The 14,107-nt window shown below is 46.6% G+C and carries 14 protein-coding genes; 7 read left to right on the top strand and 7 right to left on the bottom strand.

Annotated elements, in window-relative coordinates; all coding sequences use genetic code 11:
* A partial coding sequence (locus tag VN105_RS12630; RefSeq protein WP_325641375.1) for a terpene synthase family protein occupies positions 1-436 on the top strand: 436 nt, incomplete at its 5' end.
* Here the strand turns inward: VN105_RS12630 and VN105_RS12625 are convergent.
* Complete coding sequence (locus tag VN105_RS12625; RefSeq protein WP_325641373.1) at positions 421-2,181, bottom strand: hybrid sensor histidine kinase/response regulator; 1,761 nt, start codon at positions 2,179-2,181, stop codon at positions 421-423. The genes VN105_RS12630 and VN105_RS12625 overlap by 16 nt on opposite strands.
* Before the next feature lie 521 nt (positions 2,182-2,702).
* On the opposite strand from VN105_RS12625, the gene VN105_RS12620 reads away from it, so the two are divergent.
* Both VN105_RS12620 and VN105_RS12615 read left to right on the top strand, forming a co-directional pair.
* Positions 2,703-3,209, top strand: coding sequence for a low affinity iron permease family protein (locus VN105_RS12620; protein ID WP_325641371.1), 507 nt, complete (start codon positions 2,703-2,705; stop codon positions 3,207-3,209).
* Between the two features lie 60 nt (positions 3,210-3,269).
* Positions 3,270-4,271: a glycosyltransferase gene (locus VN105_RS12615; protein WP_325641369.1), complete on the top strand. Its 1,002-nt coding sequence runs from the start codon at positions 3,270-3,272 to the stop codon at positions 4,269-4,271.
* A 264-nt stretch (positions 4,272-4,535) separates the two neighbouring features.
* On the opposite strand, the gene VN105_RS12610 is transcribed toward VN105_RS12615, so the two are convergent.
* Positions 4,536-5,933 carry an MmgE/PrpD family protein gene (locus tag VN105_RS12610; RefSeq protein WP_325641367.1) on the bottom strand — a complete coding sequence of 466 codons (1,398 nt, stop codon included), beginning with the start codon at positions 5,931-5,933 and terminating at the stop codon, positions 4,536-4,538.
* Between the two features lie 84 nt (positions 5,934-6,017).
* Here VN105_RS12610 and VN105_RS12605 point away from each other — a divergent pair, with 84 nt between their 5' ends.
* Both VN105_RS12605 and VN105_RS12600 read left to right on the top strand, forming a co-directional pair.
* Entirely contained in the window at positions 6,018-6,275 is a 258-nt protein-coding gene (locus VN105_RS12605) for a hypothetical protein (RefSeq protein ID WP_325641365.1), read from the top strand.
* Between the two features lie 351 nt (positions 6,276-6,626).
* Positions 6,627-7,736 carry a glycosyltransferase family 9 protein gene (locus tag VN105_RS12600; protein ID WP_325641363.1) on the top strand — a complete coding sequence of 370 codons (1,110 nt, stop codon included), beginning with the start codon at positions 6,627-6,629 and terminating at the stop codon, positions 7,734-7,736.
* On the opposite strand, the gene VN105_RS12595 is transcribed toward VN105_RS12600, so the two are convergent.
* The 3 genes from VN105_RS12595 to VN105_RS12585 form a co-directional block, all read right to left on the bottom strand.
* Positions 7,689-7,844, bottom strand: a complete 156-nt coding sequence (locus tag VN105_RS12595; RefSeq protein WP_325641361.1) for a carbamoyltransferase N-terminal domain-containing protein — start codon at positions 7,842-7,844, stop codon at positions 7,689-7,691. The genes VN105_RS12600 and VN105_RS12595 overlap by 48 nt on opposite strands.
* A 55-nt stretch (positions 7,845-7,899) precedes the next feature.
* On the bottom strand, positions 7,900-8,154 hold the full coding sequence (locus tag VN105_RS12590; protein WP_325641359.1) for a hypothetical protein: 255 nt from the start codon (positions 8,152-8,154) through the stop codon (positions 7,900-7,902).
* 145 nt (positions 8,155-8,299) lie between these two features.
* Positions 8,300-8,818: a nicotinamide-nucleotide amidohydrolase family protein gene (locus tag VN105_RS12585; RefSeq protein WP_325641357.1), complete on the bottom strand. Its 519-nt coding sequence runs from the start codon at positions 8,816-8,818 to the stop codon at positions 8,300-8,302.
* A gap of 220 nt (positions 8,819-9,038) precedes the next feature.
* Here VN105_RS12585 and VN105_RS12580 point away from each other — a divergent pair, with 220 nt between their 5' ends.
* Positions 9,039-9,194, top strand: coding sequence for an SDR family NAD(P)-dependent oxidoreductase (locus VN105_RS12580; protein ID WP_325641355.1), 156 nt, complete (start codon positions 9,039-9,041; stop codon positions 9,192-9,194).
* Between the two features lie 197 nt (positions 9,195-9,391).
* Here the strand turns inward: VN105_RS12580 and ligD are convergent, their stop codons facing one another.
* On the bottom strand, positions 9,392-11,998 hold the full coding sequence (gene ligD / locus VN105_RS12575; RefSeq protein ID WP_325641353.1) for a DNA ligase D: 2,607 nt from the start codon (positions 11,996-11,998) through the stop codon (positions 9,392-9,394).
* Between the two features lie 28 nt (positions 11,999-12,026).
* On the bottom strand, positions 12,027-13,547 hold the full coding sequence (locus tag VN105_RS12570; protein ID WP_325641351.1) for an FAD-dependent oxidoreductase: 1,521 nt from the start codon (positions 13,545-13,547) through the stop codon (positions 12,027-12,029).
* A 148-nt stretch (positions 13,548-13,695) separates the two neighbouring features.
* Between VN105_RS12570 and VN105_RS12565 the strand changes: the two genes are divergently transcribed.
* Positions 13,696-13,875, top strand: coding sequence for a hypothetical protein (locus VN105_RS12565; protein WP_325641349.1), 180 nt, complete (start codon positions 13,696-13,698; stop codon positions 13,873-13,875).
* The last annotated feature ends 232 nt before the right edge of the window (positions 13,876-14,107 follow it).

The raw sequence follows: 14,107 nt of genomic DNA, 5'->3' as shown, positions 1-14,107 counted from the left end.
GTACTACAAAGAGCGGCCCTACACGGGGTTTTATATTATGTTCCCGCTGGTGGCCATCTTTGAAAAACTGGACCTGCCCGATGAAGTGTACGATCATAGCTGTATCCGGGAAATTGAGCTTATCCTGAACCTGCTTGGCTGCCTGTCGAACGATTTGCATTCCATTGCCCGTGAGGCCAAACTGGAGAAACCCGGGTTCAACCTGATCTTTATTGCGCAGAAGGAATTGAACCTTAGTCACGATGAAGCAGTGCAGTACGTGATCAATGAACACAGCGCCCACCTGCGCCGGTTTGAACAGCTCCGGAAGGAACTCCCTCATTGGGGTGAGTACATCAACGGGCAGGTAGACCGCTATATCGACGGGCTTTACACCATCGTGAGAGGATACGATGACTGGGCTGTAATAGATACCGGCCGTTACGACAATATATGATGCGGTAAGTACTTCGCCAGTTCAAGATGCAGGTCGCTGATGAAAACCGGCTTTGTGATGAAGCCACTGGCGCCTGCTTGCAGCATTTCTTCTTTCAGAAAGGCATCTCCTGAAACGATCAGTACGGGGGTGCCTTTTAATGCGGTATCCTTTTTCATGTACTGTAGCAGATCCCTGCCACTGAACCCGGGCATATTCAGATCCGAGATGATCAGGTTAGGCTTTTCTTCATGGATAATCCTGATAACCGATTCATGATCGCGGCATAATACCGGGGCAATACCCATTTCTTTCAGGAATTTTATCAGCAGTTCAGCACTCAGCAGGTCATCTTCAATGATCACTACTTTTCCGCCGGTAAAACAACCCTTCATAAACTTTGGCGGCAGCTGCTGTTTGATTTTCCCGGCGCCTGCTTCATAAGGAATATTGAATGCAATGGTGGTGGTGGAAGGAGCGGAGAGGTCAACAGGTTCCAGTATAATATGCCCGCCGAAAAGCCCAACCAGGTGTTTGGTGATGGATAAGCCAAGTCCCGTACCCTCAAACTGTTCCCGCTTTGATACAAACCGGTCGAACATCCGGGTGGCAATCTCCGGATCTACCACGCCCTGGTTCCTTACTTTGAAAATGATCTGGTCTTCTTCTTTTACACAACTCACATAGATCATGGAATTGCCGCTGGCAAATTTCACGGCATTCGACAGGATATTGTTCAGGATCTTGATCAGTAAAAGGCTGTCGCTGTTGATGGGGGGCATCAGCTGCCGGTCGAACCGCAGGTCGATCTTAATCCCCCTCGACGCCGCCAGGTAACTGTTAACCGCTATACAATGGGACACGCAGTCCTTAAGACTAACCGATTCTTTCATGATGGAATAAAAATTCCCGGACTCTATCCTCGACATTTCCAGTACATGGTTGATGATATTGCGGGCCAGGTAACAGGAAGCAAACAATTGGTTGATTTCCTTTCTCTCGGCAACGGAGTATTGTGATTTCCGCAACTCAAACAGTTGTCCGATGGAAAAAATGGCATTCATCGGTGTCCGTATTTCATGGAATACTTCCCGTAAGAAAACACTTTTCCTTTCAGACACTTCCCGGAGTTTCTGGGCAGAAGCCAGCAGGCTCCTGATCTGCGCCACATACGACATCATTACACAGAGTATAAATACCAGTAATGCCACCGTAGTGGACCATTTCATGGTTAAAGATATATCCGGCGAAAGCTGCAACGGTTTTATAAAGTTGTAATGTGAATTGGCTACCATCCATGCGGCAAACAGGACGGTGGCTATAATGCAGGCCAGCAGGGCTCCGCTTCTCTTATACAGGAAAAAAGCGGAACTCAGATGGAATATGATGATGGTGTTGAAGGCCAGTAATAGTTCCAGGGAAATACTTGACCCTAAAACGGTAGACCAGTACGCAATAAAGATAGCATTGGTGCTCAGCATAAGCAGGTTGGCATTGAAATACTGTCGCACATGGTTTAGCCGGATAACGGCAAAGAAGCTAAGTGTTTCCAGGGGGATCCCGATCAGGAAAAAAACGGAGCTTTTAAGAAAATAAAAATAACTGCCAACACCAATAACCAGGGCGCTTAATACAATAGCCATGGCATTAATAATAATGATGGGACGTTTTTCTTCTGCTTTGCCAATATGCCGGGTACCTGCAAAGACGGGTTGGATGAGCATAGCCCTGATGGCTGCAGTTGTAGGATAGTTACCAGTTTTCATGTATAGCTATTTAGAGGGTTAGGCGAATTTGGGTTGCAAAGAATTCCTGATCTAACAGCGTGTCATTATCCCGTCCGCCTCTTGCGGAAATACTGACATGGAATCCGGATACATATTCAGGCATATTCTGCAGGTATTGTATCATTTCAGGCATTTAGATTTCATTGGGTCCAGGTAAATCTAACCAGATATGCATCGGGATGAGTTAATCGAATGTTAATATAAGCATATTTTTTTTTCAAAAAAAGGGCATAATAGCATAAACCTTTCCTGCTAAAGCATTTTTATGCCCTTTGTCCTGGCGAGGCCGGCCTTATGCCGTATGCCGGTTCTTTTCACTTAATAACACTAAACGAATTACCGGGAGCATGTGTAAAACCGGGGAAACAGGCGGGAACACTCCGGGGATATGTCCGTGGCGAACCAGGGGCAAAGCGGGGCGCGATACCCGGTTTTTCCCCCGAAAAAGCGCTGGTGCAAAAGTTGTATAACCTCGTAACAGGAACAAAACAGCCAATGCTATGAAAGCACTTACAGACAAAAATAACCACACCAATTTTTTTGAAACGATGGCCACAAAAGTGATTGCTGCTACCGGTAGCCCCTGGGCATTTTTTATAGCCCTTGCCGTGATCATTGTATGGGCCGTGAGCGGCCCTGTTTTCGGTTATTCCGATACCTGGCAGCTGGTTATCAATACCGGCACTACCATCATCACTTTCCTGATGGTATTCATTATACAGAAATCCCAGAATAAAGATGCCAAATCAGTACAGCTTAAGCTAAATGAACTTATTGCGGCGAACAAGGCGGCCAGTAACCGCTTAATAGACGTGGAAAATTTATCGGAAGAGGAACTGGATGTATTGCATAAATACTATTGTGTAATGGTGGAAGAAACAAAAAAAAGAATGAGCATGACAGAATCGCACTCGGTGGAAGAAGCCATAGGAGATGCCATGAGCAAGCATGAAGAAGGGCTGATGAAACGTAAAAAGCCAAAAAATGGAAATAAGAAGGAACAATAACTCCTTTGAAGATGCCGTTGTTTTGGTGTTATTATTGATGACCTCATAAAAAATAAACTTATGTACCATGTCTCTGAAAAACTGCGCATATTTACCTGGCATGTACATGGCAGTTACCTGTACTATCTCTCCCTGGGAAATTATGAATTGTATATTCCTGTAACGGAAAACCATGAAGAAGGATATTACGGCAGGGGAGCAACGTTCCCGTTCGGCGATAATGTGCACGAAATTCCTTTTGAAGAAGTAAAGCATTACACGTTCGACTGTATCTTGTTCCAGTCTGAAAAGAATTACCTCACCGACCAGTTTGAAGTGCTTTCGGCCGCCCAGCAGCGGTTACCGCGCATCTACCTGGAGCACCATACGCCTTCCGCAGACCCGGTGAACCAGTCGCATGTAGTGGATGATCCCATGGTTTTACTGGTACACGTTACCCACTTCAACAAACTGATGTGGAACAACAATCGTACACCCGTTACCGTTATTACCCATGGCGTTACGGATTCACCTTATCCCTATTGCGGCGATCTGCCCCGGGGCCTGGTAACGATTAATCACCTCCGGCAGCGCGGCCGTACCCTCGGCTGGGATATTTATGACCAGGTAAGCAGAAAGGTGCCGCTAGAGCTTGCAGGGATGGGGAACCAGGAAGGAGCAGGTGAAGTGCTCCACCCGGATCTTCCTGCTTTTCGCAGCAGGTTCCGGTTCTATTTTCACCCGGTAAGGCATACCAGCCTGGCACTGGCTGTTTGTGAAGCCATGATGCAGGGAATGCCGGTGGTAGCGCTGGCCACCACGGAACTGGTAACGGTTATTAAGGATGGCGAAAACGGGTACATACACACCGATGTAAATTATCTCACCGAAAAAATGCAGTTGCTCTTAAACGATCTTGATCATGCGAAGTTACTGGGAGCGCGGGCAAAGGAAACGGCAAATGCGCTGTTTAATATCACCCGTTTCACAACAGCATGGGAACAGGTATTCCGCCAGGTAACCAGTACCGACTGGCAACCCGAAGGACTCTTTTCAACAGAGCCGGAGCTCACGGCTCATTAAGTCCGGCGGGCAGCACTGTTCTGAATTTCAAGATGGGCGTATTAAGCCCGGTGATAACACCTGCTTTCTGTGCGTGCCAACAGCTGATCGGTTTTCACCAGCATCCGCTCAAAGTGGTTATGCCGCGTCCAGTCGGTGGTACAACCAGGGTAATTTGCGCATGGGGAAAAGACGCCCTGAGCGCCCGGAATGCAGGTACGGCGCATAGCAGGTCGCCCAGTTGTAAAGCCCTTAGTATGGCAATGCGTTATATATTGCTGAACATCATGATTTAAAAATTATCTGTAACAGTTGATTAATACTGCCGTGCTCAAGATCTGCTACCAGCTCCATAATTTGTTCGCCGGTGTTTTCGGGTATCCTTCCGCCTGAAAGCCTTTTGAACTTCTCCGCTGCATCTTCCCAGGTAAACGGCGTTGTATAAAATCCCTTATACGTATCTTTTTCTGCTTTAAATATGGTACCGTTTTTCATACGGATGGCTACACTGCTTTTCACCTTGTCGGGATACGCAGCGGTGTATGGGTCCAGCAGTCCGGCTACTTTCACCGGCCTGTGCAGGGGAAAGCCGGTATTGGTGGCTACTTTCTGTAATAGTTCCTGCACGTCCGTGCGGGTGATCCGTTCCGGGGTAAGTTGCGCAGGTGTTACTTCGCCATCCAGCAATGCTGCAGCAATTACATACGCCATGCTATGGTCTGCCTGTTCTTTGCTATGTACCAGGGTACGGCTGCCGTATTCACCGCCGCCAACAATATGGAAGGCCGTAAGAAAAGTGGTTACATCTACCTGCCTGATATCCTCTGCTTTTATATGGTGTTGCTCCTTCAGCTCCACGGCTGCGGCAATAGCGCTCTGGGTGTGTACTTCAGCATTATAGGTTTTCAGGCAGCACCGCGGGATCAGCTCAAATTTATCTTTGGTCCAGTCGTACTCCAGCTTCAAACCGTAAATATCGTTCAATCCTTTTTCGGGAATTTCAAACAGCTGTACCGGTCCGGTAATATTTTCCTGCGCCAGCATACAGATATTCATACAGCCTTCATTCACCAGTGAGGAGGCCAGTCCTTTCCACTGTGAGGTATAAGAGGCGCGGGAGGTAACCAGCGGATGATAACTGCAGCCTGCAATACCTAACGCATTCATCAACTGATCTGCCGGCAGCTTCAGCAGTTTACCTATCCCGGCAGTGGCAGAAAACGCGAGCAGGGTAGTATGGTCATGCCCCGAGATCATTACCGGTAACTGCTCTGTAAGCCGGCATTCCATTTCATACGATAAGGCCATGGCTGCCAGGAAACCGGAGCCGCTAACCTCTTCTGCGTGAGCTGCGGCCAGCAGGGCGCCAATGTTATCGCTGGGGTGGCAGGTGGATTCTTTTGCCAGGAAATTATCCATGAAATCAGGATACCTGATTAACGTGGTATAATACTGTGCCGCGAAATTAGGGGCAAGCTTCAGCGGAAACCCGGTTCCCTGTATACCGGATAACCTCCCGAGCGCCCGCGCCACTTTTTGTGGAAGAGATTCCCGTGTGGAGAATATAAGGGATGCCAGGCTATCCAGCAGATGGATCTTCAGTTGTTGGATAATGGCAGGCGGTAACGAAGAGAACTCAATGCTGTTGGTATATTCCGCCATCATTTGGATCTGCGTGCTCATAAGGTTTTTAACAAATGGCAACGGCCAGAAACATGCCAGTTGTACTGGTGTAATAGTTGTGGTGGGTTTATAAAACCTTTTATTATGATACAACATCTGGATGCAACGGTCAATGGCCAGGCATACACACTGGACATTCAGCCGGATACCTATAATGGTCATTCTGTGTATTATTTGCTGAACAACAACATAGGAGAAATGTTCCATCATGCAGTACCCGATAATCTCATGCTGATGGAAAACGGGGATAGCTTTACCTGCTCGCCCCGCCTTACAGAGATGGAAGGGGGATACATTGTACAACAGATCTGGGCAGCCATACAACAGCATAAAAGACCTTAATCATTTAGTTAACCCACAGGGGAAATGGATACAGGAGTTGTATCCATTTTTTTTGTGCATAAGTGTAACAGCGTATTGTAGAGATTAATGCTTGTTGTGTGAATTTTATTCTATCCCGGGAGCGCCCCAATGCCCGATCTTGCTGTATGTTATGCCGGCAGGGGTATTTTTTACGGAAGCGCTTTGCCATACAAGCGTTTAAATCAGGCTCATGAAATTGTATGATGGAACCGATGAAAACGCTTGCCGGCAGTGGATTTTCGCTTGGTGTTATTATTGTTTTTTGAAAAGGTAACGTTCATTAATCCGGGAACTATTCTCCCGGCAATTATCACATCCTGCTTAGATATTATGAATGTACACTGGAAAGATTGTAAGAAAATACTGTGCATACGCCTGGATAATATGGGCGATCTGCTGATGAGCACACCTGCTTTCAGGGCGTTAAAGGAATCCTTTCAATGCCACCTGACATTGCTTACTTCCGCAGCAGCTGCCCCGGTAACAGCCGGTATCCCGGAAATTGACCAGGTGATTGTTTTTAATGCGCCCTGGGTAAAACATGATCATGTGGCTACGCCTGAAACCTACCAGGAACTGGTAGCAACCCTGCGGAAAGAGCATTTTGATGCGACGATCATTTTTACTGTATACAGCCAGAATCCTTTACCTACGGCCATGCTGGCTTTTGAAGCAGGTATACCGCTAAGGCTGGCCTATTGCCGGGAAAATCCCTACCAGCTACTCAGCCACTGGATCCCGGATGAGGAACCATTGCATATTATTCACCACCAGGTAGAGCGCGACCTCAACCTGGTGGCATATGCCGGCGCTGAAGTGGTGAGTACAAAGTTGTCGCTGCAAACGCAGGAAACGTATTGGCCGGGTATCATAAAAAAAATGAGGCTGTACGGGGCCGATCATCTGAAGCCCTGGATTGTAATGCATCCCATGGTACAGGATGCAAAGCGGCAATATAATTTTCATAAATGGGTGGAGATCGGGCGGCAGATCATTGCGCATCACCAATGCCAGTTACTGATCACCGGCAACACCGGCGAGGAGGCAGATGCGGAAATACTGAAGAATGCTATCGGTGAGGGGGCTGTTAACCTGGCGGGAACATTATCTGTTGCTGAATTTGCCCTGCTGATCCGGAAAAGTCCGCTCGTAATTTCTGTTAACACTGGTACTATTCATATTGCGGCGGCTACCGGAACCCCGGTAGTAGTGTTGTATGCGCTTACGAATTTGCAGCATACTCCCTGGCGGGTAAGAAATGAAGTATTGTATTTTGACGTGCCACCCGCATTACAGAGCAGGAATGTATTGTTGCAGTATTCTTACCACCAGATCCCCAAGCATCAGCTGAGGAAAGCCACCGTGGAAAATGTGTTGAAAGCAGTGGATAAACTATTGCAACCTGCCGGGGCATCTACAGGAAAAAAGCCCGGTATTTAATGTTATATACGTAAACCGTTCGTCTTCTACCGCCGCTATCAGCTGCCCGTCCTTTACCAGGCAGGCAGCTGAGTCGTGAAATGCGGCATTTATACCTAATGTATACATCTCCGGAAATTAAAATGAAAACTAAAAAATGAGTTAGTAAGTCGGATGCCAATGATCATTGATTGGCTGAATTTTCTTCATCCCAATCGATGTTATCAGCTTCTTCATCTGAAAGATCATTTTCTTCCAGGTCATTTTCATCCAAAACAGGATCGGCGTCTTCTACTTCCTGGTCTGCTTCCTCATCGGAGGTTAACCCCGTAGCCAGGTCATCTTCTTCGCGCGCGGCATTTTGCGTATTGGCGTGACTGCTGAATCCTCCGCTTACCTGTTTGTTGGGAGTGGCTTGTTTTGATGTTTGTTTTTCCATAGTTTAAGTTTTCAGAAGCAGGTTCAAAGACTACGCCATGCCATCTCTCTAAAGCGATCGTTCCGGATATGCGGAAAGTGTTACCCATTCATTGGGTAACCCGGTTACAGTGTGGGAGTTATTTTTCAGCATGTAACCGCTTGTATTATTTTTTTGCGGGAGAATAGGGAAGGTGTAATGCTTCCTTGAAAAGCACTAACAGCTCGTGGGTATAATACTGGCGCACTGTCACGGGATCATCGTTATTACCTGCCCTTAAGATGCCCTGTGATACAGGGCGCCCTTTAAAGCTGAATGCATAATAAGCAAACAGGTCATCAATTCCCAGCTCCGGCACCGGGGAGGCATAACCGGTAATGGCAATGCCCCAGTCTGCCACAAACAAAGGCCCTACTGCCATTGCCATCTCCAGCGCCACTTTTTCAGATACACAATCGCAGGCCTGCCCATGAATAGGATCAATGTTCAGGTGTTTTGTTTTTTGTCCGATGTTATAGGTAGTAATGCCTCCCTGGAAAAATTCCATGGCTTTCTCAGCAAGCGAAAGCGCTACCTGTAAATGGCCGGCAGTAACACTTTCAGCTACTGCCACCGTTTGCTGGTTGTTGGTCAGTAGTTGCCGGATGTGGTGCAGTAATTCCTTGTCAGGTTCCGATGGATGCATATCTTAATCGTTTTCTTCTTATCATACTAAATCCTGTGCCAACAGCACGCTGAACAGTAAACATCATTGGGTAAGATAATAAACACACAGTTCCCGTTGTTCCCCGCGTGATTGCGATCTCTGCTACAGGAAGCAATTTCATCAACCCGGCAAAATTACCCGGCCCTGTCTTTGCTGCCGGTTAATGAAATCATTTCTCCACACGTTCAATTTTTTATTTATGACAACCGTGAATGTTAATAACAGGAATGAATACGCATTAATTACCGGAGCTACCAGCGGTATTGGTTATGAACTGGCTAAGTTGCTGGCGGCCGACAGTTATCATCTTATTCTTGTAGCCAGAAACGAAGATCGTTTGCAGAAAACTGAATGAGCCCAGTAAAGAAACGCTGGGCGAAAAGAAACCAGCGCATGCTGCTTCACGCAAAGAACGCGAATATATAAATGAAGAAAGCCCCCGTAGTGATGGTGATCTGAACCAGGATGTAAACTGATATTTCCAACACTAAAATAACAGTAATCCTAAAACCCTCATAAACAGCGTGGCCTGCAACGGTGCAGACCACGCTGTTATAGTAAATGCTGCAGCTTATTCAACACCGTTTTCATGTTAATACCCTTGCCCAGCAGTCCTTTTAACAGGTCGCCTTCTTCGGCTATCCGCTGAGGCATATTGTGAATATTGAAATCGGCTACTTTTAATCCCTTCTTCACTTCATCCCAACGCAACGGCGCCGATACGGTTGCTCCTGGTTTAGGACGCAGCGAATACGCAACTGCCATCGTTTGTATCTGCCGGTTCTGCATAAAATCAAGGTAGATTTGTCCCTTTCTTTTGGCCGGTGTTCTCAGCACACTGGTGTTGTCCGGCATTTGTTTATTGGCAATGTTCACAATCAGTTCAGCCAGCATACGCGACTGGTCAAAGCTATACCTGGCCCCCAGCGGAATAAGTATATGCATGCCCGTAGCCCCGGAAGTTTTTACAAAAGACGGCGCGCCTATTTCATCTAAAATATCTTTGATCACCAACGCAGTTTCAACGACTTCATTAAAAGAGTTGGTATCAGGGTCAAGGTCTATCAGGCAATAGTCCGGTTCATCGGGATGCTGTGTTCTGCTATGCCATGGATTTAATTCAATACAACCAAGATTGGCCATATACAACAGTGTCGCCCTGTCTTTACATACTAGAAATGATTTTGTTTCACCATCCGATTCGCTGGTGTACGGAAATGTAGGGATCCAGTCTGCTACCTTGTCTTCTACATTCTTCTGGTAAAAATTAAATCCTTTTATACCTTCCGGAAACCTGTTGAGTGACTGTGGACGGTTTTTCAGGTAGGGAAGAATTGTATCGGCAACGGCCGCATAATAATTGATCATGTCCCGCTTGGTAATACCTTCGTCGGGCCAGTACAGCTTATCAAGATTTGTGAATTTTAACAGTTGTCCGTCTACTTTTACTTCCGCCTGTTTATCGTCATCCGGTAAAAATATTCCTGCATTCTTTTTATGTGAACTTATTTTTTTAACGGCAGGCGGGCTAACAATTTTTACATTCTTTTCGTCTGCTGCTTTTTTATCTTCCCTTAATCCTATAAACACCGGCTGCCGCAGAATGCCTTCGCGTGTTATTTCTGCAAACTTCACTTCACATACCAGTACAGGCTTTAACCATGTTGCCGGCATATTGGTTTGAGGCCTGGTTTTAAATGGATGTTTAGCTGTAATGAGCGGCTGGAACTTTGCAAAGAGTTCCTTTAACAGTTGGTCATTGAATCCGCCACCGGTATGACCAATATACTTCAGCTCCGTTCCTTCATATTTTCCCAGTATTACAGCGCCGAAATGCTTGCGGCTGTTCCGGCCCGCAGTATACCCGCAGATAACAGCTTCCATCCGGTGACTGTTCTTGATCTTTAGCCAGCTCTCTGTTCTGCGGCCGGTAATATAATGACTGCCGGCTGCTTTGGCCATAATACCTTCCAGTCTCTTATCAATGGCTGCATTGTAAAACGCAATGCCTTGCCCGGTGATATGGTTGCTGTAAAGAATAACATCCTGGTTTGCCGGGATGATTTCCGCCAGTATAGCTTTGCGTTCTTCCAGCGGCAGTTGTGTCAGGTTTTTACCATTATACCAGGGAAGATCAAAGAGGTAATAAACAAGACGCGCTTTTTTGCCATGTTTAAAATAATTCTGTAATGCCTGGAAGTCGGGGTTCCCTTTTTCATCCACCGCCACTATTTCACCATCTGTTACTGCTTTCACTTTCCATTCCTGTAGGGCTGCGGTGATCACACTGAATTTTTCATTAAAGGAAAGCTGGTTACGCGAAAGTAATTCCACTTTGCCATTATTAAGATAAGCTACTGCGCGGTAGCCGTCCCATTTTATTTCGTATAGCCAGTCTTCCTTATCAAACGGCGTATTGGTAACAGCCGCCAGCATAGGCTTAATACCTTTGGGCATGGGGGCGGTCTTTCCTTTTTTCAGCAATGCAGCAACGTTATCAGTAGCAGGCGCAGCTGCTTTTTTCTTAGCTGCGGTTTTTGTATGGGTGGGCTCCCGGTTGCTTTTCCATATTTTATGATCCGGATTTTTCGCGATCTGCTCAATTGTCTTTCCGGAAATCACTGACTTATTCTTAGCGGTAACATCTGTTTTGGAGGCATAACGGTCTTTTACTTTCATAAGCAGCCATGCGTTTTCCCCTCTGCCGGCAGCTTTTACCAGGGCGAAGCTGCCTTTGAGTTTTTTTCCGTTGAGCTCAAACTTCAGTTTACCGCTGTGCAGCTGGTGCAGCAGGTTTTTGGTTTGTTGCTTCTTATCCGCATCACTTTGTTCAACCGGTTCGTAAGTTCCTTCATCCCATACCATCACAGTGCCTGCGCCATAATTGCCTTCGGGTATGATGCCTTCAAAATTCCTGTAGTTATATGGATGATCCTCTACCATCATTGCCAGCCGTTTTATTGCCGGATCCATCGACGGACCTTTGGGTACTGCCCAGCTTTTAAGTACGCCCCGCATTTCCAGGCGAAAGTCGTAATGAAGATGGGAAGCATCGTGCTTTTGTACAACAAAGTGTAGCGCCTGGTCCTCGCTTTTTCCACCGGTGGGCTCAGGTGTTTTGGTAAAGGTTCTTTTTTGCCGGTATTTTTCCAGGCTCATATGCAAAGTGTTTGTTACCATAACGTTTTCAGGAGATATCCAGTTGTTCCAATCCCTGGTCTGCCGGGGTATTGAGTACTTTGCCTGATATATCGTAACGGGCGCCATGGCAGGGGCAGTCCCACGACCGTTCCGCATTATTCCACCCTACCTCGCATTTCATATGTGTGCAGATCGGTTTTACTGCATACAATTTACCTTGTTCATCTTTATAAACCGCTATTTTCTGGTTTTCATATTCCACTACTTTACCTTCGCCGGGCGCTATGCCGGCGAGCGCATCCAGTTGTTCGCCGGAAAAGAATTTGCCCATGAATTGCTTCACCACATCTGCGTTGTGGGAAATGAACTGGCTGAAACCAGCCACCGGTTTAATCCTGTTAGGATCAAACAATAATTCATTTTTAGGCTTTTGGCCCAGCAACAGGCGCTTTAACAATAGCGCCGCCACGCTGCTGTAGGTCATGCCGTTACCACCATAACCGGTTGCCACATAAATATTATCATCGGTACCGGGAAGACGTCCGATATAGGGTAAGCCATCCACCGGTTCATAATACTGCGACGACCACCTGTATTTTATTTCCTTTACCCTGAAATGTTGCCTGATATGGCTTTCCAGCCTCAGGAAACATTGATTGGTATTTTCCTGTTCACCGGTTTTATGATCTTCTCCGCCTGCTATCAGGTATTTTTCTCCGTCTACTTCCTGTGTTCTGTAATAATGATAAGGGTCATGCATATCATAAATAAGTTCATCGGGGTAGCGTTCATCTTCCAGGGTAAAAGCCATGGCATAGCTACGGTATGGTGTACACCGCAGATGCAGCAGGTTGATGCCTGTTGGTATATGTGTAGCATAGATCACCGCTTTTGCTTTAAAGGCGCCTGCGTTGGTGGTAACGGTTACCGTGTTGTTATTGTTTACCCCGGTAACGCGGCATTGTTGCCGGATGGTACCGCCTGCTGTTTCAAATGCCCGGGCCAGTCCCTGTATATATTGCAGCGGGTTGAACTTTGCCTGTTCACCGGCTTTCATAGCGCTGCTAAAAGGAATATCTACAGGGATGCTGTCAATAGCGTTCATTTCAAGCCCTGCTTCAGCAGATGTTTCTGCAATGTTATCGAGCTCTTTTTCCTGTTCCTCATTTTGGGCAAACAGGATGGCATTTGCGTCACGGAATCCACAGTCAATTCCCCATCTGCTGATATTATGTCTGATCAGTGCAATGGCTTCAGTTGCACTGGCATATACCTGCTGAGCGGCTTCCTTGCCAAAGTTTTTTTGAATCACGTAGTAAGGAACATCAAGCAGGGTGTTTAAGTGTGCGGTGGTACCGCCGGAAGTACCATAACCAATATTCTCCGCTTCCAGCAGGAGGCAGTTTTTGCCTTCATCCTGTAAAAGAAAGGCGGTGCTAACTCCCGTAATGCCGCCTCCGATAATGATTACATCATACAGCGTTTCAGGGTTAGCCTTGTTACTCTCTGTAAAGGGGGTGATGTGGTCCTGCCAGAGGCTGGTGGTATATGCATCTCTTGCTATCATAACAGTTGATTTAATATTTTAACCACATGTAAAACTATGCCATGTAAGCGGGGAGCTCCTGTTTACGGATCATACCGCTGTTTATACTGGCATGATTTTGCCGATTTTTTTACCGGGAATATTTCTTTATGATTTAAAAAGATGCGTTATGGTACAGCATGATCAACAACAAAACCCTTCAGATAAGCCTTTTTCAAAAAATGACCTGTTAGGTAAACAGGAGCAATCCGAACCGGCGCAGATCCAATCTGAAAATGAGATCGAAGAAGAGGAAAACGAAGATATAGATGGTGAGAAGAAAGAGGAAGAAGAAGCCGGGGAAGAGTAGATGTATATGGACGCCCGGTTGGAGTGGCCGTGGCGGCAGATGGGCATTGCTTGTTACCGATGATGCCGCTAACACCATTTGGCGCATAGCGGCTAAGTAACTGATTTATTCACTTTTAAAATAGTATGTTATGCCACTAAAAGACAGAACGATCGGTGGGCACGGTGAAACCAGCCCGGATCTGGGAAATGACTACAGCCGCGATATTACGCGGGAAGTAACATCCGATGAT

Source organism: Chitinophaga sp. (assembly GCF_035564935.1).
Lineage (GTDB): Bacteria > Bacteroidota > Bacteroidia > Chitinophagales > Chitinophagaceae > Chitinophaga.
Note: the sequence above shows the minus strand (reverse complement) of the source record. Positions and strands in the feature narration are given on the sequence as shown.

What these genes read in the sequence shown, in the direction of transcription:
- VN105_RS12585 (WP_325641357.1), bottom strand. Translation starts at nt 8,818, where the DNA reads ATGCATCCATCGGAACCTGACAAGGAATTACTGCACCACATCCGGCAA.
- VN105_RS12570 (WP_325641351.1), bottom strand. Translation starts at nt 13,547, where the DNA reads ATGATAGCAAGAGATGCATATACCACCAGCCTCTGGCAGGACCACATC.
- VN105_RS12590 (WP_325641359.1), bottom strand. Translation starts at nt 8,154, where the DNA reads ATGGAAAAACAAACATCAAAACAAGCCACTCCCAACAAACAGGTAAGC.
- VN105_RS12610 (WP_325641367.1), bottom strand. Translation starts at nt 5,933, where the DNA reads ATGAGCACGCAGATCCAAATGATGGCGGAATATACCAACAGCATTGAG.
- VN105_RS12615 (WP_325641369.1), top strand. Translation starts at nt 3,270, where the DNA reads ATGTACCATGTCTCTGAAAAACTGCGCATATTTACCTGGCATGTACAT.
- VN105_RS12595 (WP_325641361.1), bottom strand. Translation starts at nt 7,844, where the DNA reads ATGTATACATTAGGTATAAATGCCGCATTTCACGACTCAGCTGCCTGC.
- VN105_RS12580 (WP_325641355.1), top strand. Translation starts at nt 9,039, where the DNA reads ATGACAACCGTGAATGTTAATAACAGGAATGAATACGCATTAATTACC.
- ligD (WP_325641353.1), bottom strand. Translation starts at nt 11,998, where the DNA reads ATGAGCCTGGAAAAATACCGGCAAAAAAGAACCTTTACCAAAACACCT.
- VN105_RS12565 (WP_325641349.1), top strand. Translation starts at nt 13,696, where the DNA reads ATGGTACAGCATGATCAACAACAAAACCCTTCAGATAAGCCTTTTTCA.
- VN105_RS12600 (WP_325641363.1), top strand. Translation starts at nt 6,627, where the DNA reads ATGAATGTACACTGGAAAGATTGTAAGAAAATACTGTGCATACGCCTG.
- VN105_RS12605 (WP_325641365.1), top strand. Translation starts at nt 6,018, where the DNA reads ATGATACAACATCTGGATGCAACGGTCAATGGCCAGGCATACACACTG.
- VN105_RS12625 (WP_325641373.1), bottom strand. Translation starts at nt 2,181, where the DNA reads ATGAAAACTGGTAACTATCCTACAACTGCAGCCATCAGGGCTATGCTC.
- VN105_RS12620 (WP_325641371.1), top strand. Translation starts at nt 2,703, where the DNA reads ATGAAAGCACTTACAGACAAAAATAACCACACCAATTTTTTTGAAACG.